This is a genomic window from Methanoculleus sediminis (genome assembly GCF_001017125.1).
Lineage (GTDB): Archaea > Halobacteriota > Methanomicrobia > Methanomicrobiales > Methanoculleaceae > Methanoculleus > Methanoculleus sediminis.
Genome location: NZ_JXOJ01000008.1, coordinates 43,820 through 68,090 on the forward strand (window position 1 = coordinate 43,820; position 24,271 = coordinate 68,090).

A 24,271-nucleotide genomic window follows, 5' to 3' on the forward strand; every position below is an offset into this window, starting at 1 on the left:
AGCGCAGCGAGCATGAGAAACTCGAAGAGTTTCGAGGTGCGAGCGCAGCGAGCATGAGAAACTCGAAGAGTTTCGAGGTGTGAGCGCAGCGAACACGAGAAGAACGAAGTTCTTCGGAGGGGGGATGCCCCCCCTCCCCATCTGACGGTGGTCGAGCTCCGTTCCTGCGGAACGTCGCACCTCGCACCTCCGGTGCTCAAGCTCGCTTCGCTCGCACTCCGCACCCTCCGGGTGCTCGATCTCCGGGCGTTCGCACCTAACGGTGCTCACGCTCCTGCCCTCCGGCCAGTCGCGTTCCGCCCATCGCACTCCCCGTCAGCCCCTCCCCAAGGGCGATATTCCCACGGCCCAGTGTATCGGGCAATGTCCACGTCTTCAACGCACCGTCTATCGCGACTCACGCTTTCGATGCTTTAACACTGAAAATGAATTCAATCCCACCACCCAGAACCAGACATCCCCGATAGATCTACTGCATGGCCTACAAGCGCCCCCCACCTTGGGAACACCTGTCAACGCAACAACTCTCCAAAAAAAAGCAAAACCGCAAGAGCGGAGGAGAATTACTCCTCGGACTCTTTCGTCTCTTCGGTCTCGGCGGGCTCTTCGGCCTCAACGACCTCAGGCGCCGTTTCCGGCTTCTCCGGGCGGGAGATCGTCTCCTTCATGACGACATCGTTGACATCGGAGTAATTCTCGAATATCTCGCGGACGAGGGTGCCCCGCCAGACCATCCAGCGCCGGTCGTACGTGATCGCGGGAGGGAGCTCCAGTTCGGCCGTGCCGTCGGCGATGGTGACACCTATGTCGGTTCTGCCCGAGAAGAGCTTGATGAGACCCTTGATCTGCTCCACCGGGTCCTCGACCTTCTCGAGGATCGCGTAGGAGTAGTTCAGGGTCTTCCCGGCAAGCGGGTGATTGAAGTCGACGACCGCGCGCCTTCCGATGACGTCGATGACGACGCCCTCGCGGCCCTCGACCTCGATCCGCATCCCCCTCTGCGGCTTCTCGCGGAACTGCGTGACCGGGACGGACTTTACAGCCCCATCCTCGTGCGCCCCGAACCCCTTCTCGGGCGGGACATCTACCTCGCCCTCGGCGCCGACCTCTTTACCGATCAGCTCGTCCTCGAGGCCGATGATGACGTGGTGGCTCCCCAGGCGGACGGTGACAGGACCGTACTCCGCCCGCGGGTTGTAGATCCCCTCTTCCTTTGCGTTCTCCTCATCCGTGGTATCGAAGATACTCTCACCGACGCGGCCGGTGTATCTGAGCCTGATAAAATCTCCTTCCTGAAGTGCCATTCCATTCACCTTGGATAGCGGATGCGTTGCGGTCGCGGTACGCCTCCCGCACCTGCCCGCCGCATGCCTGCGTCTTGTTGTTCCATTTTATTTGGATGGAATGGTATTTATACTGTCTACCGGAACACCCCCGGCAGGATCATGGACGAGATACAGCAGCAGGCCGGCGGGGTCTCGTACGCCCCCTCTCCCCCCGGGGAGTTCTGCGGCAGACAGGAAGAACTCGAGCAGATTTCCGCCGTTCTCTCGCGGGCGGGAGAACACGGGCAGGCGGTGATGATCTCCGGCCCGCCGGGCACCGGGAAGAGTTCGCTCCTGAACAGGCTCGCATACGAGGTGCAGGAACCCCCCGGCGGGCGGCAGTCCCCTGTCCTCCGAGCGGAAATCTTCGACCTCCCGGGGATGATCTTCTCTGCGTTCCGGGAGTTGTTGAACGACCTTCGGCGATCCGCAGCATCCGCAAGATTCGGGGGCATCCTCGATGCCGAGAGCATGAAAGAGGCTGTCCGGTATGCCGACGACGTCTTCGAGAAGTACGCCGCTCCGGTGGAGCCGGTCGGCCTGCTCCCCAAGACCGGCGAGGAGATCGTCGGCGTCTTCGCCCGGTCGCCCGAGGTCGGCTACGACCGTGTATACCAGGCGTTCGAGGAACTGCTCGGGGAACTCGGGAGACAGATGAGCATGACCGGCCATGTTGCGGCGGTTCTCTTAGACGACGTCCACCTCGCCTCGAGCCACGACCGGCGCCTCCTCCGGGACATCGTGAACGGCCTCCCGCCCGGCATCCTCCTCGTCTTCACCTGCCGGACGGAAGACAACGCCGGTTCCGGATACGCCACGATGCGGGAGGAGATCCGGGATCTCGGTATCCACGAAGTACAGCTGTCCGGGATGCAGCGGCACGAGATCCGGGAACTCGGGGAGAGGCGGTTTCACTTCTCCATCGACGATGCCGCCGCCGGCCTCCTCGAAGAGAGTGCGGGCGACCCGTTCCGTCTAATAGCCTGCTTCAACACCCTGCGCGACCGCGGGCTCGCACCCTCCCGGGAAAATGTCGCGGACGTCATCGCCGGGGCAACAGATCCCGCGGGGCTTGTCTTTGCCGCGCTCCCGAAACCCACGAAGGCATGGACGGAGGAACTCTGCACCTTAAACCCCCCGTTCCCCGTGCCGGTCATGGCCTGCATGCTCGATCTCCAGGGAGCAGGCATAACGCCGACGACCGACCGGCTGCTGGAGAGCGGCATGTTCAGAAGGCTTCCGGACGGAGAGTACGCCTTCGCGCACCCCCTCCTGCAGGAGCACTGCAGGCGGGAACTCTCTGAAGACGCACGAGTTGCGCTCAACGCCCGTGCGGCGGATTGCTTCGAGCGTTCCATGCACCGCCTCCCCGGCAGGCTGCACGCCCTCCTCTCGCTTGCCGGCCACCTCTTCCACGCGCGCGAGTACGGGAAAGCCGCCGACCTGAACCTGGAGATCGGGCTCCGGTTCCACCATCGCGAGGACCACGATACCGCCCTGATGCTCACGGAGCGGGCGGTCGTCTCCGCGGAGCGCCTCGGAGACGATGTGCTCCTCGCCGCCGCAGAGCGGCAGAGAGACGTCATCCGGCAGAAGGTCTCCGGCTCGCCCGGGGCCGGACGGTGAGGGTTTATCGTCGTTCCCGAGAGACGATCTGACGCAGAATGGGCATGCTCGAAGTAGAAGCAAAATATACGGTCGGAGACCTGGAAGACGTCAGGGCCGGGCTCGACCGGAAGGGAGTGCGGATGGGGAGAAGGCAGCAGGAACGCGACGTCTATTACAACGCCCCTCACCGCGATTTTGGAGAGACGGACGAGGCGTTAAGGGTCAGGTACGACGATACCGGGGTCACCGTGACCTACAAAGGCCCGAAGATCCGGGTCGGGAGCGCGAAGGCCCGCGAGGAGTTCAACCTCGCGGTAGCCGACGGAGAGTTGCTCGAGACGATTCTCTCCCGTCTCGGTTTCCGGCGTGCCGCCACGGTCTCGAAGGTGCGGGAGTTTTACGAGATGGGGGACGTGACGGTTACGCTCGACGACGTCGAGGGGCTCGGGACGTTCGCCGAGATCGAGATCCTGACAGAAAAGGACGAAGAGGATGCCGCCGGCCGGATCGGAGCGGTTGCAAAAGAATTGGGTGTAGACGGTCCACCGATCTACACCTCGTATCTGGAGATGCTGCTATTTAAACAGCGATAAGTTCTATATGGATATCTTTGGGCTCCTTCCCGAAACGGATGATAGCGCCGTAGCCTTCTGAAGCGGGTCCGGGGTTGACGACCTTGACGCCGTCGACCTCGGTGACGCCCCGTGCCTCGTGGATGTGGGCACAGCAGACCAGATCGAACCGGGCCATGTGCTTTCGGATGCTCTGGCTGCCGACATGGTCGTCGCCGACGGCATCCAGCGCCTCGTACGGCGGGGCATGGCAGAGCAGGACGTTGTGGATATTCTTGTCCATGTGATTGGTTATCCGGGTAAGGTCTTTATCGATCTCTTCCTCCGTCAGCTCGAACGGCGTGTCGAACGGAGTCTTGTTCGAACCGCCAAGACCCGCAAGCGTGATCTTGCCGAGCGCGATCCACGAGTTGTGCAGGCAGACCGCATCCGAGCGTTCAAGCACGTCGACGATCTCGCGGGGGTCGCAGTTTCCGGGGATTGCGAAACACGGCACCTCGAAGTTGGAGAGTACCGAATCTACAGGCTCAAGTGGACCGAAATTGGTGATGTCGCCTGCAATGATGACTGCATCGTAGTCGTAGCTGAGAAAAGCGTCAAGCTTTCCGTAGTTACCGTGCAGATCTGCTAAGAGTAGCACATCCGTCATGCTCTATAGATGAGAAGTGCGTCTAAAAAACCTTATCTCATGATCCATCCACGAGCCGGTTATTCTGCCGTCGAGCGCCAGTTTCCCGAGAACCTTTTTTGTCTCGGGGAGGAGCGGGCGGGGGCGTGCATTCTGGAGAGGAGTCCCCGGCAGCGGCATGAAGTAGTGGATGTGCGCCTTCCCGCCCCGGGTGACCATCTTCACAAGGTCGAGCGTCGCGCGCTGATCGTCGTCGCTCTCGAACGGCAGTCCGAGGATGAAGTCGACGACCGGGACGAGGCCGTGTTCCCGGCAGAGGTCGAAGGCACGGACGACGTCCTCGACGGTATGCCCGCGGTGCAGGTGGCGCAGCACACGATCGCTTCCCGACTGCGCCCCGAAGTGCAGGCGGGTGTTGGCGCAGGTGTCGAGGACGAGTTCGACCGACCGGCGCGAGATGCACTCCGGGCGCACCTCGCCGGGGAAGGTGCCGAAGTAGATCCTCCCGTCGAGGCTCCGGAGGAGCCGTTCGACCCTGTCGAGACGGAGATGAACGCCATCGGAGCCGTAGGCAAACGCGTTCGGGGTGACGAACCGGATATCCCGGTAGCGCGAGGCGTAACGGACGATCTCGTCGATGGAGCGGTGGCGCATGCACCGCCCGAAGAGGCGCGGCGTCTGGCAGTAGCCGCAGGAGAACGGGCATCCCCGGGTGATCTCGACGAAGCCCTTGATCCGTGAGAAGGGCGGGTAGCCGTCGAGGAGGACGGTGTGGCGGGCGGGCGTATACCCGGCGGCGGTGGCGATCCCGGGAGGCGGATCTCTCCCTTCCTCGATGGCGGAGAGAAGCGCCGGGAGGGTGTACTCCCCCTCCCCGACGACGACGTAGTCGGCGTACTCCGCCACCTCGCGGTAGCAGGCGGAGGCGTGGGGGCCGCCGACGATCGTTATGCAGTCGGCCTCTGCGATCTCGTCGCGGTACAGGCGCTCGTTGATGGAGTTCAGGCTGTAGACGGTGACGTCGGGACGCGGCCCGTCCGTCGCCTCGAGGTCGTATCCGTGCACCTCGCACGCTGCGGCAAGCGCGGCGAAGGAGTTGTTCGCCTGGGGGATGTGTCGCCAGTAGACCTTCATGTCTGCGGTATTCCGGCCGTGCGGCGTGCGTTCACCGGGTTTTCCCGGCGGTTTCGCCTGCATGGCATGTATCCTAACAGTCTCTCCGGGCACGGGATTAAGGTGACGACCCACCGGGCCGATACGTTTATCGTGAGGATGGGGGAGACGGCGCAGATCGGCTGGTGAGGTGCGATGCCGAAGTACGGACGGAACGAAGACCTGCCGCTGCCGGTGAGAGAGGCGCTTCCCGGGCACGGCCGGGGTATCTACCGCAAAGCGTTCAACAGCGCATGGGAGCAGTATGCCGATCCCCCGGAGCGGCGAAACCCACAAGAGTCGCGCGAGGAGGTTGCCCACAAGGTCGCCTGGGCGGCGGTGGAGCGCGTCTACGAGAAGGGGCCAGGCGGTGAATGGAGACGGAAGGAGGAGGCGAAGCATCAGGTCGCGCTCCGGGCAATCCTTTCAACGACCGCCTGCCCTGGAGAACGCTCCTGTGGCGCCACATATCTAACCACAAATATAATTCAATAAGAATTAAATATCCCCGGCCTGTATTCACCCTCTTGCCGTGGAACAGGACGTTCCACAATTATGGAGACGTGATACACATGAGAGGAACTGCTACAGAGATGCAGGCACGGAGCATTATACGGGGAAAGGATATTGAGGATTATTCGGTCAGGAACCCGCAGGGCGAAGATCTCGGGACGATCAAGGACGTCGTGATCGATACAGGCGAAGGCTGCATTGCCTATGCCGCCCTCTCGTTCGGGGGGTTCATGGGGCTCGGCGACAAACTCTTCGCCGTCCCCTGGGAGGCCCTGCAGTACAACGCGACCGACGACACCTTCGTCCTCGACGTGCCTAAAGAGCGGCTGGAAAACGCGCCGGGCTTCGACAAGGACAACTGGCCGACGACCGCCGAACGCACCTGGCTCACCGGGATGTACAGCCACTATGGCTACACGCCCTACTGGGAACGCCGCATGGAGCGGTGAACCTGATAAAAAAACGGGGATTCGACCACCCGCCGGCCCCTGCCGAGAACCGGGGCCGGCGACACTTTTCAGGGCGGAGAGATCGAGACCGTTGCCTTTGCCGCACGGGCCCGCGTCCGGGATGCCGCTGCGAACACTATATATGCCAGGGCACGCATGCACTGCGAACCGTAATCCAGCGGAGAACGAAAGACCGGAGGGAGCCGGACAGGGAGGCGCGGCCGCCCGCACACGCGACATGGAAACCCTCACGTTCTCCGCTGCTCCGGGGGTATGCCGGTATGCAGAACGTGATACCAAGACGGAAGAAGACAGTCAGGGAGATCGACGTGAGGGGCAGACGGGTGCTCGTTCGTGCCGACTTCAACGTGCCGCTCGATGAGGAAGGAGCAATCGCCGACGATACCCGTATTCGGGCCAGCCTGCCGACGATAAACTACCTCTGCGAGCGGGGGGCACGGGTCATCCTCTGCTCCCACCTGGGCCGGCCGAAAGGTGAAATCGTTGAGCGGCTGCGCCTTACCCTCGTGGCAAACAGGCTCTCCGCGCTGCTCGGCCGGCCGGTCGTCGCGCTTCGTGACTGCATCGGGCCGGAGGTGGAGAGCGCGGTCGCGACGATGAGCGACGGGGATATTGTTCTCCTCGAGAACCTCCGGTTCCACCCGGAAGAGAAGAAAGGCGACCCGGCGTTTGCAGAAGAACTCGCCGGCCTCGCCGAAGCCTACGTCAACGACGCCTTCGGAGCCTCGCATAGAACCGATGCGTCGATTGTGGGCGTCCCGGACTACCTGCCGGCGGTAGCCGGGCTCCTGCTGGAGAAAGAGATCGGCGTGTTCACGCGGATCCTGGAGAAACCCGAACGGCCGTTTGCCGCCGTGATCGGGGGAGCAAAGGTGAGCGACAAACTGGAGGTCCTCGATAACATCATCTTCCGGGTGGACAGGCTTCTCATCGGAGGAGGCATGGCGGCGACGTTCCTTGCGAGCCGGGGCTACCGGACCGGCGCGTCGCACATCGAGACCGATCGCCTGGACGCCGTCAGAAGGGTCGAGGAGAATGCAGAAAGACGCGGTGTCCGCCTCATCCTGCCCCGGGATGTCATCGTCACGGAGAAGCTGGAAGCAGGCGCCCCGGCCCGGACCGTGGCCTCCACGGAGATCCCGGACGGCCGGGTCATCGCGGATATCGGGCCCGCGGCCGTCGACGAGTTCTCCCGGGAACTTGGCAGTGTGCGAACCGTCGTCTGGAACGGGCCGATGGGGGTCTTCGAGCTCCCGGAGTTCGCGGAAGGGACGCGCAGGATTGCCGCGACCCTCGCCACCCTCGACGGAACCACGGTCATCGGCGGGGGTTCGACCGCGGATGCCGTGGAGCGGTTCGGGCTCACCGACCAGATGACGCACGTCTCGACGGGCGGCGGGGCCGCGCTGACGGTGCTTGCGGGAAAGCCGCTTCCGGGCGTTGAGGCGCTCGACGATGCAGGGACGCCATGAAGCGCATCGGTATCCTGACGAGCGGGGGCGACGCTCCCGGAATGAACGCCTGCATCCGGGCGGTGGTACGGACCGCGCTCGCGAACGACCTTGCCGTCGTCGGGATACGCCGGGGGTATACCGGGCTCATCGCCGGCGACGCGATGCCGCTCGACCGCTCGGCGATCCGTAACACCATCCACCTTGGCGGCACCATCCTCGAGACCTCCCGGAACCCGGAGTTTTACACCAGGGAAGGGCGGCTCAAAGCGGCGGCCGCCGTCGACCGGATGGGGCTTGACGGCATCGTCCTGATCGGCGGCGAGGGAACATTTCACGGCGCAAGCCTGCTTGCTGCGGACGCGGATACGGCGGCGCTCGTGGGGGTGCCGGCGAGCATCGACAACGACGTTTACGGGACCGACTACTGCATCGGGTTCGATACCGCGGCGAACTGTGCGGTCGAGGCGATTGACCGCATCCGCGACACCGCCCGCTCGCACGAGCGCCTCTTCTTTATCGAGGTGATGGGGCGGACGGCCGGGTTCCTGGCGCTCGAAAGCGGGATCGCCGGCGGCGCCGAGGAACTGATCATCCCGGAAGAAGAGGTCACGGTGGCCCGGATCAGCGACCGCATCGAGAGAGGGTTCATCATCGGCAAAAAGAGCGCGATCGTGGTGGTGGCGGAGGGGAAGACCCCCGGCATCTCCTTTGAGATCGCACGGGAAGTCAGCGAGCGCCTCAACTTCGATTCCCGCGTCGTCGTCCTCGGCCACCTCCAGCGAGGCGGGCCGCCGACGCTGCGCGACCGGGTGCTCGGGAGCCTCCTCGGTTTTGCCGCCGTCGAGGCGCTGATGGAGGAGCGGAGCGGGTGCATGGTGGGAGAGGTCGGCGGGAACCTCACGCACACCCCGCTCGAGGAGACCTGGCAGAAGAAGAAGCCGCTCGACAGGGATCTGCTACGGATATTCCCGTACCTCTCGGAGTAGGCGGACGACCGCCCCGGGGGGAGAATGGGGCGGCAGACGGGTTGCCTAGTAGGCAGTCCAGCCGGCATCGGCGACAACCGTCGCCCCGTCCATGAATCCGACCTCATCCGAGGCCAGGAAGAGAGCTACTGATGCAATCTCCTCGGCCTCCCCCATTCGCGGGTTGATGCCCATACCCGCCATATATACGGCCGCACCTCCCTCGTTTGCTTCCTGGCCTGCGCCGATCTCGATCCTGACGCCGCCGGGGGCGATGATGTTCGACCGGATGCCTTTTTTCGCATACATACAGGAGGGTCAGATAGACTGCTCCCAGCCCTGGCCCATATCGATGAGGGGCCGCACTTCAGCGACCTCGAACGTCACCGTGGCGTGGATCATCGCCGCCGCATCCTCGTTCACGACCTCGGCAATCTGTCTTTTATAGTTCTCCAGCGTCTCCCCGGAGGTCGCGTACTCCTTCATCTTCAGGTAAACCCGGAGCCCTTTCCAGTCCATGATCGTCTCTCCCTGTTCCACGATCGTGTAGACGGCGTTCGGATTCTCCTGCAGGTATTCAAACGTGCGGTTCTTTCCGAGCCCCATGACGACGGTCTTCTCGTCGACCATCATCGGCGAGCCGAAGATTGCTGCATCGACCTTTCCCTCTTTGTTTGCGGTGCTGAGAAGGCCGATCCTCGGCTGTTTGTTGAAGTAATCCACCAATCTGGACGGCATGGTTCTCTCCTCCAGTTGATCCCGGGATTATCGCTTCTGCTTAAAAGGGTATGGGTGACGGGATTCTTCCATGCCCTCATACCGCCAGGAACTCTCCGGGAGCCAGGCTGGTCGCGAGCATCACCATGTTGATCTCCGCGTTCTGCGTCCAGGTGACGGCTTTCCGGTTGGTATCGTCCATCCAGAATTGTTCGATCGTCTTCGCGAGCGGCACGTACCTCATGAGAGCGTCCGCCCGCCGGGAGAGAGCCGGGTTCTCCCGCATCCGTTCCGCGAGGGGGCCGATCCCCCGAAGCCCGATCGAGAGCCCGATCGAGAGCCCGAGCTCCCGGAAGGCAAGTCGGTAGTCCGGAGGGGAGCGGAGCGTCCCGCTCCCGGCAAAGCGGGCGAGGCCGGAGAGGGCCGCATCGAGGACGGAAGCCAGCAGACTTTCGTGTGCGAACCCTCTCCTGCCGGAGAACTGCGCAATCCTTCCGGAACCATCCAGGATCTGCACAATCCTCCCGGAACCCTCCAGGATCTGCACGATCCTTCCGGAACCATCCAGGATCTGCACGATCCTTCCGGCGTCGAAGAGGAGGGCGCCGATGCCGAGCGGGTCATCGGTGGCGAGGGGCTCACCGCGGCAGATGCGGGCGATCTCGGCGATCTCGGCTGATAGGTCGGTTCCCCCTGCCGCCGCCCGGAGCTCGCTGTAGGTGACGAACCCGTCGAGCGGGTCGTGCCGGCCCATGGAGGGGACGAGCGGCCGGGAGAGGTCGATGCTCATCTTCCAGTACATCCTCTTGCCGCCGGAGGAGGGGACGCAGGTGAACGCGGCATGGGCGGTCTCTGCAAGTTCCACCGCCCACCGCACGTAGGCCGGGTCACCGGTCGTCCGGCCCACCCGGTTGAGCGCGTGCATCCACTTCGTGAGGTAGTGGTAGTACTGCCCGTCACGGTCCCACTCCAGCCGCTCATCGAACAGATCATTTGGTCTCCGCTCGGGAAGCGGTTTTCCGATCCGGAGACCGCCCCGTGTCGGGTGCGCCTCCCCCTCCTCGTCGGGTAAGCCGCTGATCCAGCCGGTCCGCGGGTCGTCGTCGCGATGCCGGCCGAGGGTGTGGTGTACCTGGTCGACAAGGCGGAGGGCGAGATCGCGGTAGACCCCGTCGCCCGTCCGGCGGAAGAGTTCGAGATAGTTGCAGACCGCATAAGCGTCCGTCCAGAGGTAGCGCCGCAGAGGGGTGCGGGGCGGGTCAAGCCCGGTCAGGCCGGCGAACTCCGCCATGAGATCCCGGACAATTGCGGTGTTCGTATCCCCTGTCATCCCGCGGAACGGGATGCTGCATCGGGTTCTTAAATGTTATCCGGGCAGTTACTTACGGCGGGAGGAGACACCGGATAGGTATGGCGGATTTCGCAGGCGGGTATGCCGGAGTCGGAGCGGCGCTCGGGATGATCGCGGGACTGGTGCTCGCCGGGTTGCCCGGCGTGGTTGCAGGTACTGCAGTCGGTGCTGTTATCGGGTGGTGCCTCGGGAAGCGGGCACGCGGGTAGCATTACCGGACCCGGGGCGTGGCAGCGGCCGTAAAAAAAATGATTCTCCGGCCTCCGGCTCACCGTGCGGGGCCGGGAATCATCCTGCCCCCGGCCTCAGGCCGCGGGGGTTTGATCCCGAACTCGGGCAGGATGACGTCGTGCGCGAGGTTGATGAACTCCTTCTGCTCCGGGCCCACCTGGTGGATCAGGACGCTGTCGTAGCCCATATCGACGAATTTACCCACCTTCTCGATGATCTTCTGCGGGTCGGGCCCGCAGAGGACGTTCTTTGCAACGTCGTCCGGCGTCACCATCTGCTGCAACTGCTCAAAATGCGTCGGGGTGGGAACGATCCAGTTTAACTCGCCCTTGTTCGCGGCCATGGGGAACCACTCGTACGCCGTGCGCTTCGCCTCCTCCTCGCTCCTGCCGTAGCAGACCACGGTCTCGATCATGCACGATTTTCCTTCGCCGCCCGATGAACGGAACGTCTCGATGACCTCCTCCGGCTTCTGCTCGAAGTGGATGAGCGCGTCTCCGATCTCGCCGGCAACCTCCGCCGACATCGGCCCTTCCGCCGAGATGCGGATCTGCGGGAGCTCCCGCGGCAGTTCGTAGATCTGCGCGTTGTCGAGGGTGTAGTAGACGCCGGAGTAGTCCTGCATCCCTCCCCTCCAGAGGGTCCTGATGATGTTCACCGCTTCCCGGAGCATATCGAGCCGCACCGGCTCGGATGTCGGAAAGACGCCACTGACGACGTGTTCGTTCAGGCTCTCGCCCGTCCCGAGCCCGAGCTCGAATCTTCCCGGCATCATCGTGGCGGCGGTTGCGGCGGCCTGCGCGACGATCGCCGGGTGGTAACGGATCAGCGGGCAGGTCACGCCGGTGGTGACCCTGACCCGCGAGGTGGCCTGCGATACCCCGCCGATGGTGCACCAGGCAAACCCGGCGCGCCCGTGGTTCGAGATCCACGGGAGGTAGTGATCGGTGATGCTCAAAAACGAGAACCCGGCATCCTCGGCCAGTCTTGCGTTCTTCACCAGTTCGGGCGCGCTGTGCGACTCGGTGAAAAGTTTGTAGCCAATCTCGACCATGTTTACTCTCTCCTCTCGGATTCCCCCCGCACGAAGGTGCCGGAGTATAGGCGGCGGGAGAGATCGTCACCGGCCTTAAGCGTTGTGCCGGTTTGAAAAATGAGGTTTCGAGGAGCCTTTCAGTAGCCCGTCGCGTAATAGTAGCCGTCCTCCTCCCGGACGCGGACCGGGACGCGGAAGAGGTCGCCGACGGCTCCGTCGGTCAGGACTTTCGCCTTCTTGCCGTCCATCCGGACGGCGCCGTCCCGCATCAGGACGACCCGGGAGATCTCGGGAATGATGTCGTGGAGGTTGTGGGTCACGAGGATGATCCCGGTCCCCGCCCGTGCGATCTTTCGAAGGGTCTTACGGAAGGTATGGAGCGCGTGCAGGTCGAGGCTGTTCGTGGGTTCGTCGAGGACGAGAGTGCCGGGGTCGTGGACGAGCGCCCGCCCGATCAGGAGCCTGCGGCCCTCGCCCGAGGAGATTGCGGTCATCTGGCGGTCGGCAAGGTGGGCGACCTCGAGGAACTCGAGGATCTCGTCCGCCTTCCGTTCCATCGCGTCCGTCACCTCGTGGGAGAGGAAGAGCCCTATGCTCGAGAAGAAACCCGAGAGCACGACCTCGCGGCCCGATATGCCGCGGGTGAAGGTGTGCTGGAGGTCGCCGGAGACAAGCCCGATGTGCGACCGGAGATCGAAGGCGTCCCAGGTCTCCCGCCCCCGGAACCGGAACGTGACGTCCGGGCCCGGCGAGGAGGGGTAGTACTCGCGGGTGATCGCGCGGATGAGCGACGACTTCCCGGCACCGTTCGGGCCGAGGATGGCGATATGCTCCCCCTCCCGGATCGTGAGCGATACCGCATCAAGGAGTCTGTGGCCGTCCCGGACGACGCTGACGTTTCGGAACTCGACGAGCGGCGGGGAAGAGGGGTGAGCGCCGGCGGAACTATCGGTCATGCCGGCTGCTCCGTCGGGGGTTGCAGGAGGGTGTTCGGTACAGAGGACTTCATTGGATGTCGCTCTGTATGTTGGACGGTTCTCGTCAAAAGGTATGCACCATCATTGCGGGGAACCGAGCAGCGCGGCAACCCTCTCCGGGTCGTCCGCGTAGATGTTGAGGAACCCGGCGGGCTCCAGCCTCACCCAGACGCGGCCGGGATACCGCAGGCTGACCAGGCCACGATAGAGCAACTCCAGCATGAATGCCATCCAGCCGACCGCCAGGAGAATCTGAAAGCCGAAATCGGGGTTGAAGGCCTGGTCGCCGAAATAGCACATCAACCAGTTCCCTACGCCGGCAAAGAATATCGCTGCAGTCATGAGTACCAGGAGCAGTGCGGACAACCAGCGGGGTATGGAGAGGTAGGGGCGCTTAACCTCGACCGACCTTACCGTATCCTTTCCAAAGACGAGGGGCCGGGTATGCGATCTCCGGACGATGACGGAATTCCCGGAGAATTCTATCATGGTTCGGTAGGGATCGAGGTAGATGCGCCATGCAGTCCATGCCAGAAGGGAAACAGCCATGAAGGTAAAGATGAGCCCCGGCCACAGGGAGGGGATCAGGACGGATATCACGAAGAGGAGGAGGAAAACGAGGACGGCAAACGGCATCAGCACAAAGAAGCGAGGACTGGTATACTCCACGAACACGTCCTCCACCACCTCCCGGCTGCCGTCTGCCGCCGTCCCGAGCCCGATCTCATCGTCCGGCGCGGCATACCGCCGCCGGCAGGCTCCGGCAGCGGCGGCGTTCGGGCACCACCCCATCCACCGGCGTATCGCTTCAGCGAGTTTCAGCGTCATGCGGATGCCTCCCCGCCGACGTTTGCGCGGTAGATCTCTTTGCGGTGGAAGAGGTAGATCGCCATGATGATGATCCCCCCGACAAGCGTCGCGGCTCCCCAGGTCAGCGGCTGCCAGGTGACGATATCGCCAAACAGCGTCTCCTTCTCGAATCGGTCTCCGGCACGGATGCTCTGCGCGTCGTAATATACGGCGACGGCGGAGAGGAGGATGAGGATCGGGAGGAACTCACGGTCGTACACGACCGGGAGGAGCCAGGCCAGGGCAATGAGGATCAGCAGCATGTTGTCCTGGTAGCCGTTCCGATCGCCGCCTGCGGTGCCGGCCGGCTCCGGGCCGGGGTCTGGCTCCGGACTCCTTCCCTTCCACGCATCCCCGTAGCCCGCTTCCGCGCTCGTGCGCCGGACGGGTTCGATAGTACCGGCGTTCGGGCACCAGCCGAGCTTCTTCCTGATATACTCCATGAAGACCGCCATCAGGAAACCTCCAGCATTCGGGCCATCCGTTCGGGGTCATCGGTGTAGATTGCGGCGATCTTCTTCTCCGTCGTTATCGTCAGGGCTCGCGGGTAACGTGTCCGCACGTAGGTGCGGTAGAAGATCACGGGGAAGAAGATCGCGGCGCCAAGCCCGGAGATAAACCGCATGGAGGTCGGATTTGAGAGTCCATAGTATATACCGCCGGCCGCCGATAGGAAGATCATCGCCAGTGCCCCCACAAGGAGCCAGTAAGGGATGGGGAGTTTGTTCTCCTTCACTTCCACTTTCACGACGGCGTCCTTCGGGATGACGATGGGCCGAAAGAGCGGTCGCGTGATGGTAATCGTGTCCGGGGTGACCTCAATACGGGCTCTTCGCATGACTCCATAGATCTCCATACCGGAGTAAGCCAGTATGATGACCAGCACAAAAAGGCCCACAGCAGGTGCCATAACGAAGAGGCATCCAATGAGGAGAGCGGCGGCAACAGGCAGAATGAAGAGCCTTCCCGGGGTGCCGATCGGGCCGTAGTCCACCAGTGCACCCTCCACCACATCCCGGTTGCCTTCTCTCGCCATACCGACCTCGCCCTCCGGCGCGGCGTACCGGCGCCGGACGGTGCCGGCAGCTGCCGCGTTCGGGCACCAGCCCATCCATCTCCGTATCGTCTCGGAGAACTTCATCATACGCGCCCACTCTCCGTTGCCGTATCCACGGTATACACCGACCCCCACTCCGCGATCATGATCGCCTTGTGCCGGCGCTCCCAGAGGATCGTGAGGCCGTACCAGATCCAGCAGATGAGACACATGCCCAGCATGAGCCCGAGAATCCGGTCGAACATCCCGCCCAGAACAAGATACGCCATACAGGCGGCGATGAGAACGGAGGCCACCGGCACCCTCAGATACTGAACAATGCGCTGTCTCCGGGTCATGTTGTCCCTGTGGAACTCGCCTGCGGCAACCCGCGCATACCTGGAGCGGTAACTGAGCAGAGAGCCGAGGAGCGCCCCTACCCCGACGGCAAGACCCGTCCACATGGCAAGGTGCCCGGAAGCGTCCTCGAACAGGATAAAGAGCGCCGCTGCCGCCGCCGAGCAGGCTATTGCCGCGACGAGCAGCTGGTTGTGGTGGAGTCGCCACCATCCGGGCCCGGTCCGGGGGACGCAGTCACGCCCGCCCGCCGCTGCGGCCGTCGACGGATGCACTGCTGGACTCACCCGCATCGGCCCCGTCATGGGGCACCATCCGAGATACGCCCGGATCGTCTCCATGAGAGTCATAACATCATCTCCCGAATTCTTTGTCTGTCCGCTTCCATTCCCATCAAAATGAGTCCGTTGTGGATTCCCACCCCGAATATGTCCCGGACGGGTGCACAGAGCAGGTCCATCGCTCCAAGAGTTATCATCAATCTGTTCCCTCCGGTGCGCGTCGCCGTTCCCAGATGTAGAGGATGGGAAAAGAAACGATACCAATAAGCGCGATTGCCTGGAGAAGTGGAGCAACAGGATATCCTAACACCACGTAGCGTAGGAGGAGAATCCCGGCTACTATGAGATAGAAGACAAATGATCGCGCAACGGTGACGCGTTGAACACCACCGTCGGTGAAGACGATCCGCGCCAGGAGTATGCCGACGATGATAAGAACGGGGAACCAGAAGACCTGGCTGATAGCATAGGTAAGGGACGCAGAGAGGTAGATCAGGAGGATCGCGACGATGAGAACCGCATCTACCGCCTTCTCGACGAGAGCCCTTCTCTGCTCCGTTCTCTCCCCTCTCTGTCTCCTCGACCCGAAGGCGTGGCGGAGGATGCTTGCGGGGTTGGGATCGACCAGATTTTCCTTGCGCCGGTACCAGACCATGAAAAGAAAGTGCGTCACAGTCGGTATCAATGCCAGGGGGAATGCATAGGAGATCGGGATCGGGAGGTAGTCGTTCATGATGAGAAGACCGATGGCGATAAACGCTATCCAGTAGACTGCCCCAATTGAGCGCCAGAGTTCTTCTTTGACGATGAAATCGATCTTCATACTTATACCGCCGACGCGCCGTCGGCCGTCATGCGGAGCATCCCCGCGCATGCCGGGCCCCGGCTGCATCTGCCGATGGATCTGCCCCTCCGCGGGGCACCATCCGAGATACGCCCGGATCGTCTCCATGAGCGGCATCATACCATCTCCCGGAGTTTTGCAAAGAGTTCGTCGGCCAAACGGGTCGGGTCGTCGGTTTTTTCAAGCGCGATCCCCAGTTCGTCTGCGTAGCCCCAGAGGAGCTCGATGCACCGGGCGTACCGGGGGCACGCGCCGCAGTCGCCCTCGTGCTCGTACCAGACCTGCACCCCGTGTTCTGCCGAGACGAAGACGATCGCAGCCGCATCGAAGGGGACGGAACGCCCGAAGAGGACACCAATCTCTGCGTTCATGCGCTCGACCTCGATCTGGTTCGCCTGCGCCATCTCCAGAAGCGTCTCCTCGACCTTCCGGTCCATGACAAGCAGCGCCTTCGAGACCGCCTGGCGGGATATGCGGAAGCGGTCCGCGATCTGGATGTTTACAAGACCGCCGCGGCGGAGCCTCCAGAACGCAAACTGCCTCTCGTTCAGGGGGAGTGGCATGCGTCAACAGTCGGAGGTTGACAATATATACATTTCGATCTTTCCCGCCGATCCGGCTTGTGTGCGGTGCCCCGCAGCCGGATAGTGTCCCGACCGCACCCCGCTCCCCTGACAGGACGGTGACAGGCCGCCGGCTGTATGCGCCTCGACCGGGAGATAGATCAGAATATTAATCCTCGCCGCGTCAAAAGAGGGCCATATGGATACAGCACTGCGCGACGCCTACATCGATCTTCACGAACACTACTTCCCGGGGACGGACCTCCCGATCGCCTTCGAGGTCGGGGGCGCGACCGAGGGGGTGGAGAAGGCCCCCGCCCCGAAGGGCTGGAGGTGCTTCATCTGCGACCTTACGAAGGTGCGGAACGGCAAAAGCCTCGCTTTTTCCGAAGAGGCGATCGGGTGCCGCGGAGGGAGGTTCTATCTCGGCTACGACGCCGAGCGGTTCCCCGACTTCCGCTACTTCCTCTCCTCCGGGAAACCCGGCGAGATGGAGGGGGAGCGCTACAAGCAGACGCCGGAGATCGTGGACGAACTCGACCGGGGGACCACCCGGATACCGACGAAGGGTAAGGAGATCGTCTTCAAGCGCTGGGACAATCTCGCGGACGCGGACAACCCGGACGCCGTCGTCTTCTTTGCGCGGCCGGAGGTGCTCTCCGGTCTCTTCACGCTTGCAAACTTCGACCGGGCCGACCCGAACGGCGTCATCGCTCCGTTCGGCGCCGGGTGCAGTTCGGTCTTTTACTTCCCGTGGCTCGAACAGCAGAACGAGAATCCAAGAGCGGTGCTCGGGATGTTCGACCCCTCGGCACGGCCCTGCGTCCCACTGGACACCCTGACGATGGCCTTCCCCATGAAGAAGTTTACCCGGGCGGTCGGCTTCATGGAGGAGAGTTTCCTCATCACGGAGTCGTGGGAGAAGGTGGTGAAGAAGATCGAGCGGAGCGACAGACTGCATTCACCATAGTCAGGAAATAACGGGCTAACTCTTCAGGAGGGGATTCTAAACGCCCTGGAAAGGCGGGCTCGGATATGGGGCGGCAGCCAACAAAAACGCAACACATATTGCCTAAATTAAATGGGCAAGAGGAGTCGCTCTTGGATTTAATGCTATTGAAATTGGGCTTTGTTGAAACCCCACCTGTTTGTTCCAGGTGGCCACAATCAGGGGGACTCATGGGTATGGCTTTTCACCAGGTTGCACATCTGCGGTGCTTGTGCTCCGGGCGTTCCGTCCATCGCATATCGCCATGACTGCCCCCGCCCCCCGGGGCGGGGAACGACTGCCGGGAGCGTAGCGGACGGCAGGAGTCTGAGCACCGAAGAACGATGTTCCATCAGGAACGGAGTTCGAGCACCGCAGGTGCGAAGGTGCGGGGGAGGAGGCCGGAGGCCGGGTGGGGTGGGAGTTACAGGAATCCCTTCGTATGTGGAGACAGGGGAGGGGGAGACCCCCTCCCCACCTGACGGTGGTCGAGCTCCGTTCCTATCGGAACGTCGCACTCCCCGTCAGCCCCACCCCCAATGGCGATAGCCGCCACGGTCACTGTATGAGGACATGCCCCAGAGAAGAAAGGTCGCCCTAGGGACAAGCCTAGTCTGGCACCGCCCTCATCAGGGTAAGGGTGAAGATCAGAATATGGTTTCAACAGAGCCAAAAAATAAGAAATGCTCAATAAGATAGCACTCACCCGAGCGTCCGGTTGAAAAAAATTGCCATCTCCTCATACGCGCTCTCTGCGACAGGACTCTCCACGAGCTGCCCGTCCTCGCCGATCATGAACCCGTGCGGCTCACCCTGGTAGACCTTGAGCTCGAAGTACTTCCCGGCCGCATCGAGCTCGGTCGCGTAACGGTAGATATCGGCCACCGGGCTCGGTTCGTCCGCGGTGCCGTGGATGATCAGCATCGGGTCGGTGATGTTCTCGATGAACTCTGCCGGGGGACTCCCGTTCGCCTGCCCGCCGGAGTAGGGGAAGCCGTACCAGGCGACACCCGCACTGAACTCCTCGATCCGGGGCAGGAAGAGCATCGTGTAGCGCCCGCCCGCGCAGAACCCCGTCAGGCCGATGCTGCTTGAGTTGACTTCGGGACGGGTCCCGAGATATGCGACCGTATCCCGGACCAGGGCCTCCGTCACGTTGTCCTCCGGCGCCTCCTCGAAGGTCTGCCACTCAGGGGCGATGACGACGAACCCCTCCGTCGCCAGGCGGTCGGCCATGACCCGGTAGCCGGGCTCGAGCCCGTTGAAGGAGTGGATCAGCACCACAGCCGGATACGGCCCGCCTTCCTCGGGCGTCGTGATGTAGGCCGGATAACCCTGGCCGGCGCTCTGGATAGTCACCGTCGTTCCGTTCCGCATCCCGGCAGTCCCGACGTCGGCGGCGCTCACACCGCCGACGAGGAGGAGCAGGGATACGACCGCTGCAAGCAGAATGACGTTTCTCATAGGTTTCCCTCCATCTGGGGGTGCACCCCCATCCTGCTCACGGCATATAACGGTGACGCCCGATCGGCAAAAAAAGTGGTCAGATGAGGTCCCGGATATCCGCAAACGACGCATTCTTCGGAACCCACACGCTGCTGCCGGTGTAGTTCAGCCCGCCGGCAGCGTGGAGGTCGTCGAGTTCGTAGACCCGCGGCCCGTACTGGTAGCCGGTCTCGTTCAGCCACCATGCCGGGTACCCGGGCTCTTCGACCGCCTCCGTCGCCGGGTCGGTGATGAGGCCGTTCGAGTACGTGACGATCAGTGTGCCCGTGAGACTGTGCCACTCGTCGATGATCTCGTCACCCCGCGTGACCGTGACGTCCGTGAGGAGACGTGCCGCCCCTTCACTGTCGCCGGCGGCGATGAGCTCGGCCGCCCGTCCGTCGGTCTCCTGCACGAGGACGATCGATTCGGCCTCGAGTTCGCCCTGCTTCGCGGTGATGGCATCGATCATCGCGTCGTAGCGAAGCATGGCCCAGTTCGTCAGGAAGTCGAACGTCCAGTACGCGGTATCGTAGTCGTACTTCGACCGGTCGCCGGTCGCGTACGCGGCTGATACGTTCGTCGAGCCCGCGTAGATCGGTGCGTAGACCGTCTCGTACGCGACCGCCGGACCGAACCAGAGCACGCCCCCCACCGGGTCGGGAAGGGACGACCGTGCCTGGGCGACGTAACTGTAACTGCAGAAGACCGCCGAGACCGGCCGCGGGTTCGCCCCGGGACGGACTTCCATGTACGATTCGTTCTGGAAATTCGTGTGGGCGTCGTCGGGCCCTAAGTAGCGGTACGGGTTCCCGAACGGCCCTGCGGCCGTGCCTGCAGAGAGGTCGAAATCGGTTCCCTCGTAGTGGTCCCGGAAGAGCGAGAACGCCCCGGTGAGGTTGACCTTCTCGTCGGGCGTAACGGTGAACGGATACGCCTTCGTATACGAGTTCTCGACGTACGGGCTCAGGTTGAGCGACGGGGCGAGCCGGTCCTGGATGCGCCAGACCCGCATCAGCGAGTAGTAGGGATGCGCATATTCGCCGTAGCTGACGGTCTCGAGCCAGTCGAGGGTGCCGTCCGCAGGGGACCATACCCCCGCCTTTTCGAGCCTGTTAAAGAGATCCTTTGAATAGATCAGGTCCGGATTTTCGGGTACGATCTCACGAATCCTGAACTCGTTTGCCGCGACAAAGACCTCTCCGTCGGGGATCTTCTGCGCGACCCAGAGCCCTCCGCCGTCCTCCGGGTCGAGGCTCGAGCAGATCTCGATGACCCACGCCTCCTCCGGGTCGGCGAAGACGAGCGTCTCGCCGGTTCCGTAGTAGCCGTAGGTGTCGATCAGGCCGCCGACCAGTTCGATCGCTTCCCGTGCTTTCGTGCACCGCTCAAGCGCCACGTTCGAGAGCTCCGAGGAGTAGAAGATCCGCTTTCCTTCGGCTGCATCGAGCTCGACTCTCGCGTATTCGGTACACTCGGCGGAGAGGAGCTGGCGTTCGTTCATCATGCCGTACGACCCGGTGTAGTAGGCGTAGGTGTGCGGCACCTGGTCGATATATCCGAGAATCAAGTGCGAGTCGCTGCTGTCCTCGCCTCCCGCCGCATCCGAACCGCTGTCGGGATCGAAGAAGACCGGCCTCTTCTCTCCTGGCGCATGGTCGGCCGCGGGAACGTAAAGTATGCTGATGTCGTCGATGTTTCTCCAGTCTTTCCCGACGCCGTCGTTCGTATGCCCGACGTACATCGAACCGTCTTCGGATGCGCCGGGCGTTATCGCAAAGACGGTGCATGCCGTTGCATTCGATACCAGCAGAAGCACGGCGAACAGGCAGAGGCAACTTTGTAGAAAACAAGTCATACCGATATGCTTTCGCATGAAGGAAAAAGGCAATCCGGGTTAAAAAACATAGCGAATTTATCGTCGTATTCGATGCCGCTTTCGGGAAAAATACGCTCACCTCAATTCAATGTTATTCATGTACAACCCTCCCGGCGCCTGTTCTCGGCCGGACAATTCCGACCGGCGGTTTGCGAGGAGGAGATAACAAACTAAGGGCGTTAAGGAGCCAAAATGAGTCTGATGCTTCCTTCGTGCGCCTTTGCGGGCACTCAATGCCAAACGTTAATTGCAAACATATCCCAAAAACTGTCTACGAACAGAGATCCAATTCCATTCAAACGTTCTACTCAGAACGTTGCCGGAGCAGCCTGTCATAAGGGCCGGCACCGGGAGCGATAGAGAGGGAAAACTGCTCCGGGCCGCAGATGCAAGCCCCCCGCAGTACCGATTCGCTCGACGACACGTCTTCCGCCGGAGGAACGAATTTTGACACGCGATTACGAATCACTCGAGAAGGTGGCCGAAACTACCCAGTACCTGGAGAACCTGATCACATACGCCAACGCTCCCATCATCGTCTGGGATGCGAGTCTCAGGATCACCAGGTTCAACAACGCCTTCGAACGGTTGACGGGGCGGGCAGCGGACGAGGTCATCGGCCGGTCGCCGGAGATCCTCTTCCCCGAGAACCGGCGGGAAGAACTGATGGGTCTCATACGGGAGACGACGGCCGGGGAGCGATGGGAGACCGTCGAGATCCCTGTACTCACCGTCGACGGCAGGATCAGGACGGTCCTCTGGAACTCCGCCGCCGTATACGAAGACGGCCGGAAGACGGTCTCCTCGGTCATCGCGCAGGGCCAGGACATCACCGGGCGCAAACGGGCCGAAGAGGCGCTGCAGAGAGCGCACGACGAACTGGAGACGCGCGTTCTGGAGCGCACCCTCAAGCTCCGGGAGGCGAACGAAGCCCTGCAGGCAGAGATTGCCGAACGCATCCGGGCCGAGGAGGCGGTGAAGGCCGAGCGAAAACGGCTCTACGACGTCCTCGAGATGCTGCCGGTATACGTGATACTCCTCTCGCCGGACTACCACGTGCCTTTCGCAAACCGGTTCTTCCGGGAGCGGTTCGGCGAATGTGGCGGCCGGCGCTGCTACGAGTACCTCTTCTCGCGCACGGAGCCCTGCGAGAACTGCGAGTCCTACAACGTCGTGAAGACGGGAGCCCCCCACCACTGGGAGTGGACCGGCCCTGACGGCCACGATTACGACATCTTCGACTTCCCCTTCACCGAGGCGGACGGCTCCCTCCACATCCTGGAGGTCGGTATCGACATCACCAAGCGCAAGCGTGCCGAGGAGGCGCTGCAACGGCTGAACGAGACGCTTGAGGAGCGCGTGATCGAGCGTACGGACGAACTCGCGAAGGCCAACGCCATCCTCAACGCCATCTGCGAGAATACACCGGCACCCATCTACGTCACCGATCGCCGGAGCCGTCTCGTGATGTGCAACCCCGCTGTGCTTCGGACAATCGGCAGATCGCACCCCGAAGTGCTCGGGAAGTCGAAGGCCGAACTCCTCGGCCCGGAGGTCGGCGGACCCGTCGTAGCCAATGAGCAGCGCGTTATGGAGACCGGGATCACCGAGACCTTCGAGGAAGAGATCGGGCACCGGATCTACTACTCGACCAAGACCCCCCTCCGGAATCTGCAGGGCGACGTCACCGGAGTCATCGCCGTCGGAACGGAGATAACAGAACTGAAGCGGGTTGAAGCACAGAGGCAGAAACTCCTGGAACAGCTGCAGCAGTCGGCCGAAGAGATGGAGGTCCAGAACGAAGAACTGCAGTGCACCACCGAGCAGTTGCAGGAGAAGACCGAGGAACTGGCGCTTCTCAACCGGGCCCTGCAGGAGAGCGAGGAGCACTTCCGTTCTCTCATCGAGAACGCATCCGATATCATCCTCCTCCTCGATATGCAGGGGCGCATCACCTACGCGAGTCCTTCGGTGAGGCAGATCGGGGGCTATGAGCCCGACAACCTCATCGGCACGGACGTGCTCGACCTCATACACCCCGAAGACGCACCAAAGGCCCTGGAAGCCGTGAGAACCGGAGTACCCCGGCAATCGGCGAGACTCACGTTCGAGGTCAGGGTCAGGGATGCTGCCGGCCGGTGGATCATCCTCGACGTTACGGGTGCGAACCTGATCCGGGAAGGGAGCGAGCGGCGATTCATCGTGAACGCACGCGACGTCACCGATCGAAAACATGCCGAGGAGGAGCGCAATAGGCTGATCACCGGTCTCGAGGAGGCGCACCGGGAGGCGAACCTCTACCTCGACATCATCACCCACGACATCAGGAACGCAAACAACGTCTCAAGCATCTACGCCGACCTCATGCTCGAACTGCTTGAAGGCGCCGAGAGAATCTACGCTCAGAAACTCCGCGACAGCATCTCGCGGAGCACCGAGATCCTCATGAACGTCTCGACGATCAGGCGTATTCACACCTGTTCGACGGGATTCTCGCCGGTCGACCTCAACGCGGTCGTCAGCGAGGAAGCCGGAAACTTCCGCGGGGCATCGATACGCCGGGAGATTCCGCCGCTCGAGGTCCTGGCGGACAACCTCCTCTCCACGGTCTTTATGAACCTCATCGGCAACAGCATCAAGTTCGGCGGACCTGACGTGGAGATCGTCGTCCGGGCGGAGGAACGGGACGGCGAGGTGCTGGTGACGGTCGAGGACAACGGGCCCGGCGTGCCCGACGACGTGAAGGAGAGACTCTTCCACCGGTTCGAGCGGGGGAAGGCCCGGGGGAGGGGCGACGGGCTCGGGCTCTTCATCTGCAGGACGCTCACCGAGCGCTACGGGGGAAGGATCTGGATCGAGGATCGCGTGCCCGGCCGTCCGGAAGAAGGAGCGGCATTCAGGTTCACGCTCAAACCGGCAGAGGGGGATCGAGAACCCGGCTCGTAAGCAGAGGGGGTCGTCGCCCGTGAGGATACCTTAATCGCCCGCGA

25 protein-coding genes are annotated in these 24,271 nt (G+C 62.6%); 9 read left to right on the forward strand and 16 right to left on the reverse strand.

Features of this window, described 5'->3' with window-relative positions; genetic code table 11:
• Positions 1 to 563 precede the first annotated feature (563 nt).
• Entirely contained in the window at positions 564 to 1,304 is a 741-nt protein-coding gene (locus SZ63_RS11375) for a peptidylprolyl isomerase (protein ID WP_048185498.1), read from the reverse strand.
• Positions 1,305 to 1,445: 141 nt separating this feature from the next.
• Between SZ63_RS11375 and SZ63_RS11380 the strand changes: the two genes are divergently transcribed.
• Both SZ63_RS11380 and cyaB read left to right on the forward strand, forming a co-directional pair.
• The gene (locus SZ63_RS11380) at positions 1,446 to 2,951 is read left to right on the forward strand and encodes an AAA family ATPase (protein WP_048185499.1); all 1,506 of its coding nucleotides are present in this window, start codon (positions 1,446 to 1,448) and stop codon (positions 2,949 to 2,951) included.
• 44 nt (positions 2,952 to 2,995) lie between these two features.
• Positions 2,996 to 3,526, forward strand: a complete 531-nt coding sequence (gene cyaB, locus SZ63_RS11385; protein WP_048185832.1) for a class IV adenylate cyclase — start codon at positions 2,996 to 2,998, stop codon at positions 3,524 to 3,526.
• On the opposite strand, the gene SZ63_RS11390 is transcribed toward cyaB, so the two are convergent.
• Complete coding sequence (locus SZ63_RS11390) at positions 3,513 to 4,154, reverse strand: metallophosphoesterase family protein (protein ID WP_048185501.1); 642 nt, start codon at positions 4,152 to 4,154, stop codon at positions 3,513 to 3,515. The genes cyaB and SZ63_RS11390 overlap by 14 nt on opposite strands.
• A gap of 3 nt (positions 4,155 to 4,157) precedes the next feature.
• The gene (locus SZ63_RS11395) at positions 4,158 to 5,267 is read right to left on the reverse strand and encodes a TIGR04013 family B12-binding domain/radical SAM domain-containing protein (protein ID WP_048185834.1); all 1,110 of its coding nucleotides are present in this window, start codon (positions 5,265 to 5,267) and stop codon (positions 4,158 to 4,160) included.
• Between the two features lie 174 nt (positions 5,268 to 5,441).
• Here SZ63_RS11395 and SZ63_RS11400 point away from each other — a divergent pair, with 174 nt between their 5' ends.
• From SZ63_RS11400 to pfkA, 4 genes are all read left to right on the forward strand, one after another.
• A complete protein-coding gene (locus SZ63_RS11400; protein WP_082122775.1) occupies positions 5,442 to 5,780 on the forward strand; it encodes a ChaB family protein in 339 nt (112 codons plus the stop codon).
• Between the two features lie 77 nt (positions 5,781 to 5,857).
• Positions 5,858 to 6,247: a PRC-barrel domain-containing protein gene (locus SZ63_RS11405; protein WP_241481340.1), complete on the forward strand. Its 390-nt coding sequence runs from the start codon at positions 5,858 to 5,860 to the stop codon at positions 6,245 to 6,247.
• A gap of 281 nt (positions 6,248 to 6,528) precedes the next feature.
• Entirely contained in the window at positions 6,529 to 7,740 is a 1,212-nt protein-coding gene (locus tag SZ63_RS11410; RefSeq protein ID WP_048185504.1) for a phosphoglycerate kinase, read from the forward strand.
• Positions 7,737 to 8,708, forward strand: coding sequence for a 6-phosphofructokinase (gene pfkA / locus SZ63_RS11415; protein ID WP_048185506.1), 972 nt, complete (start codon positions 7,737 to 7,739; stop codon positions 8,706 to 8,708). Before SZ63_RS11410 ends, pfkA begins: the two co-directional genes overlap by 4 nt.
• Before the next feature lie 45 nt (positions 8,709 to 8,753).
• Here the strand turns inward: pfkA and SZ63_RS11420 are convergent, their stop codons facing one another.
• The 3 genes from SZ63_RS11420 to SZ63_RS11430 all read right to left on the reverse strand — a co-directional run bounded on the left by SZ63_RS11420 (position 8,754) and on the right by SZ63_RS11430 (position 10,734).
• On the reverse strand, positions 8,754 to 8,996 hold the full coding sequence (locus tag SZ63_RS11420) for an SDR family oxidoreductase (RefSeq protein WP_048185508.1): 243 nt from the start codon (positions 8,994 to 8,996) through the stop codon (positions 8,754 to 8,756).
• A 9-nt stretch (positions 8,997 to 9,005) separates the two neighbouring features.
• On the reverse strand, positions 9,006 to 9,425 hold the full coding sequence (locus SZ63_RS11425) for a pyridoxamine 5'-phosphate oxidase (protein WP_048185512.1): 420 nt from the start codon (positions 9,423 to 9,425) through the stop codon (positions 9,006 to 9,008).
• A gap of 76 nt (positions 9,426 to 9,501) precedes the next feature.
• The gene (locus tag SZ63_RS11430; RefSeq protein WP_048185514.1) at positions 9,502 to 10,734 is read right to left on the reverse strand and encodes a hypothetical protein; all 1,233 of its coding nucleotides are present in this window, start codon (positions 10,732 to 10,734) and stop codon (positions 9,502 to 9,504) included.
• Positions 10,735 to 10,814: 80 nt separating this feature from the next.
• On the opposite strand from SZ63_RS11430, the gene SZ63_RS13090 reads away from it, so the two are divergent.
• Positions 10,815 to 10,964: a hypothetical protein gene (locus SZ63_RS13090; protein WP_169746325.1), complete on the forward strand. Its 150-nt coding sequence runs from the start codon at positions 10,815 to 10,817 to the stop codon at positions 10,962 to 10,964.
• Positions 10,965 to 11,023: 59 nt separating this feature from the next.
• On the opposite strand, the gene SZ63_RS11435 is transcribed toward SZ63_RS13090, so the two are convergent.
• The 8 genes from SZ63_RS11435 to SZ63_RS11470 all read right to left on the reverse strand — a co-directional run bounded on the left by SZ63_RS11435 (position 11,024) and on the right by SZ63_RS11470 (position 16,929).
• Positions 11,024 to 12,040 (reverse strand): TIGR03557 family F420-dependent LLM class oxidoreductase, encoded by a 1,017-nt coding sequence (locus tag SZ63_RS11435; RefSeq protein ID WP_048185516.1) that lies wholly within the window; start codon positions 12,038 to 12,040, stop codon positions 11,024 to 11,026.
• Between the two features lie 119 nt (positions 12,041 to 12,159).
• Positions 12,160 to 12,978, reverse strand: a complete 819-nt coding sequence (locus SZ63_RS11440) for an ABC transporter ATP-binding protein (RefSeq protein WP_048185518.1) — start codon at positions 12,976 to 12,978, stop codon at positions 12,160 to 12,162.
• 102 nt (positions 12,979 to 13,080) lie between these two features.
• Positions 13,081 to 13,827, reverse strand: coding sequence for a DUF1673 family protein (locus SZ63_RS11445; RefSeq protein ID WP_048185520.1), 747 nt, complete (start codon positions 13,825 to 13,827; stop codon positions 13,081 to 13,083).
• Positions 13,824 to 14,303 carry a hypothetical protein gene (locus SZ63_RS11450; RefSeq protein WP_048185522.1) on the reverse strand — a complete coding sequence of 160 codons (480 nt, stop codon included), beginning with the start codon at positions 14,301 to 14,303 and terminating at the stop codon, positions 13,824 to 13,826. Before SZ63_RS11450 ends, SZ63_RS11445 begins: the two co-directional genes overlap by 4 nt.
• On the reverse strand, positions 14,303 to 14,992 hold the full coding sequence (locus SZ63_RS11455) for a DUF1673 family protein (RefSeq protein WP_048185524.1): 690 nt from the start codon (positions 14,990 to 14,992) through the stop codon (positions 14,303 to 14,305). The genes SZ63_RS11450 and SZ63_RS11455 overlap by 1 nt, the downstream gene beginning before the upstream one ends.
• Positions 14,989 to 15,591, reverse strand: coding sequence for a DUF1673 family protein (locus tag SZ63_RS11460; protein ID WP_048185526.1), 603 nt, complete (start codon positions 15,589 to 15,591; stop codon positions 14,989 to 14,991). Before SZ63_RS11460 ends, SZ63_RS11455 begins: the two co-directional genes overlap by 4 nt.
• 127 nt (positions 15,592 to 15,718) lie before the next feature.
• Positions 15,719 to 16,483 carry a hypothetical protein gene (locus SZ63_RS11465; protein ID WP_156168487.1) on the reverse strand — a complete coding sequence of 255 codons (765 nt, stop codon included), beginning with the start codon at positions 16,481 to 16,483 and terminating at the stop codon, positions 15,719 to 15,721.
• The gene (locus SZ63_RS11470) at positions 16,483 to 16,929 is read right to left on the reverse strand and encodes a hypothetical protein (RefSeq protein WP_048185530.1); all 447 of its coding nucleotides are present in this window, start codon (positions 16,927 to 16,929) and stop codon (positions 16,483 to 16,485) included. Before SZ63_RS11470 ends, SZ63_RS11465 begins: the two co-directional genes overlap by 1 nt.
• Before the next feature lie 199 nt (positions 16,930 to 17,128).
• Here SZ63_RS11470 and SZ63_RS11475 point away from each other — a divergent pair, with 199 nt between their 5' ends.
• On the forward strand, positions 17,129 to 17,899 hold the full coding sequence (locus SZ63_RS11475; protein ID WP_048185532.1) for a DUF169 domain-containing protein: 771 nt from the start codon (positions 17,129 to 17,131) through the stop codon (positions 17,897 to 17,899).
• 720 nt (positions 17,900 to 18,619) lie between these two features.
• Here SZ63_RS11475 and SZ63_RS11480 read toward each other — a convergent pair.
• Both SZ63_RS11480 and SZ63_RS11485 read right to left on the reverse strand, forming a co-directional pair.
• Positions 18,620 to 19,381 carry a dienelactone hydrolase family protein gene (locus SZ63_RS11480; protein ID WP_048185534.1) on the reverse strand — a complete coding sequence of 254 codons (762 nt, stop codon included), beginning with the start codon at positions 19,379 to 19,381 and terminating at the stop codon, positions 18,620 to 18,622.
• A gap of 79 nt (positions 19,382 to 19,460) precedes the next feature.
• Positions 19,461 to 21,221 (reverse strand): dipeptidase, encoded by a 1,761-nt coding sequence (locus SZ63_RS11485; protein ID WP_241481341.1) that lies wholly within the window; start codon positions 21,219 to 21,221, stop codon positions 19,461 to 19,463.
• 507 nt (positions 21,222 to 21,728) lie between these two features.
• Between SZ63_RS11485 and SZ63_RS12505 the strand changes: the two genes are divergently transcribed.
• Positions 21,729 to 24,227, forward strand: coding sequence for a PAS domain S-box protein (locus SZ63_RS12505; RefSeq protein ID WP_052959143.1), 2,499 nt, complete (start codon positions 21,729 to 21,731; stop codon positions 24,225 to 24,227).
• Positions 24,228 to 24,271: the final 44 nt, after the last annotated feature.

What these genes read in the sequence shown, in the direction of transcription:
- SZ63_RS11445 (WP_048185520.1), bottom strand. Translation starts at nt 13,827, where the DNA reads ATGACGCTGAAACTCGCTGAAGCGATACGCCGGTGGATGGGGTGGTGC.
- SZ63_RS11440 (WP_048185518.1), bottom strand. Translation starts at nt 12,978, where the DNA reads ATGACCGATAGTTCCGCCGGCGCTCACCCCTCTTCCCCGCCGCTCGTC.
- SZ63_RS11455 (WP_048185524.1), bottom strand. Translation starts at nt 14,992, where the DNA reads ATGATGAAGTTCTCCGAGACGATACGGAGATGGATGGGCTGGTGCCCG.
- SZ63_RS11410 (WP_048185504.1), top strand. Translation starts at nt 6,529, where the DNA reads ATGCAGAACGTGATACCAAGACGGAAGAAGACAGTCAGGGAGATCGAC.
- cyaB (WP_048185832.1), top strand. Translation starts at nt 2,996, where the DNA reads ATGCTCGAAGTAGAAGCAAAATATACGGTCGGAGACCTGGAAGACGTC.
- SZ63_RS11405 (WP_241481340.1), top strand. Translation starts at nt 5,858, where the DNA reads ATGAGAGGAACTGCTACAGAGATGCAGGCACGGAGCATTATACGGGGA.
- SZ63_RS11480 (WP_048185534.1), bottom strand. Translation starts at nt 19,381, where the DNA reads ATGAGAAACGTCATTCTGCTTGCAGCGGTCGTATCCCTGCTCCTCCTC.
- SZ63_RS11400 (WP_082122775.1), top strand. Translation starts at nt 5,442, where the DNA reads ATGCCGAAGTACGGACGGAACGAAGACCTGCCGCTGCCGGTGAGAGAG.
- SZ63_RS11470 (WP_048185530.1), bottom strand. Translation starts at nt 16,929, where the DNA reads ATGCCACTCCCCCTGAACGAGAGGCAGTTTGCGTTCTGGAGGCTCCGC.
- SZ63_RS11435 (WP_048185516.1), bottom strand. Translation starts at nt 12,040, where the DNA reads ATGGTCGAGATTGGCTACAAACTTTTCACCGAGTCGCACAGCGCGCCC.
- SZ63_RS11420 (WP_048185508.1), bottom strand. Translation starts at nt 8,996, where the DNA reads ATGTATGCGAAAAAAGGCATCCGGTCGAACATCATCGCCCCCGGCGGC.
- SZ63_RS11390 (WP_048185501.1), bottom strand. Translation starts at nt 4,154, where the DNA reads ATGACGGATGTGCTACTCTTAGCAGATCTGCACGGTAACTACGGAAAG.
- SZ63_RS11425 (WP_048185512.1), bottom strand. Translation starts at nt 9,425, where the DNA reads ATGCCGTCCAGATTGGTGGATTACTTCAACAAACAGCCGAGGATCGGC.
- SZ63_RS11430 (WP_048185514.1), bottom strand. Translation starts at nt 10,734, where the DNA reads ATGACAGGGGATACGAACACCGCAATTGTCCGGGATCTCATGGCGGAG.
- SZ63_RS11380 (WP_048185499.1), top strand. Translation starts at nt 1,446, where the DNA reads ATGGACGAGATACAGCAGCAGGCCGGCGGGGTCTCGTACGCCCCCTCT.
- pfkA (WP_048185506.1), top strand. Translation starts at nt 7,737, where the DNA reads ATGAAGCGCATCGGTATCCTGACGAGCGGGGGCGACGCTCCCGGAATG.
- SZ63_RS13090 (WP_169746325.1), top strand. Translation starts at nt 10,815, where the DNA reads ATGGCGGATTTCGCAGGCGGGTATGCCGGAGTCGGAGCGGCGCTCGGG.
- SZ63_RS11465 (WP_156168487.1), bottom strand. Translation starts at nt 16,483, where the DNA reads ATGCCGCTCATGGAGACGATCCGGGCGTATCTCGGATGGTGCCCCGCG.
- SZ63_RS11460 (WP_048185526.1), bottom strand. Translation starts at nt 15,591, where the DNA reads ATGACTCTCATGGAGACGATCCGGGCGTATCTCGGATGGTGCCCCATG.
- SZ63_RS11475 (WP_048185532.1), top strand. Translation starts at nt 17,129, where the DNA reads ATGGATACAGCACTGCGCGACGCCTACATCGATCTTCACGAACACTAC.
- SZ63_RS11450 (WP_048185522.1), bottom strand. Translation starts at nt 14,303, where the DNA reads ATGGCGGTCTTCATGGAGTATATCAGGAAGAAGCTCGGCTGGTGCCCG.
- SZ63_RS11375 (WP_048185498.1), bottom strand. Translation starts at nt 1,304, where the DNA reads ATGGCACTTCAGGAAGGAGATTTTATCAGGCTCAGATACACCGGCCGC.
- SZ63_RS11395 (WP_048185834.1), bottom strand. Translation starts at nt 5,267, where the DNA reads ATGAAGGTCTACTGGCGACACATCCCCCAGGCGAACAACTCCTTCGCC.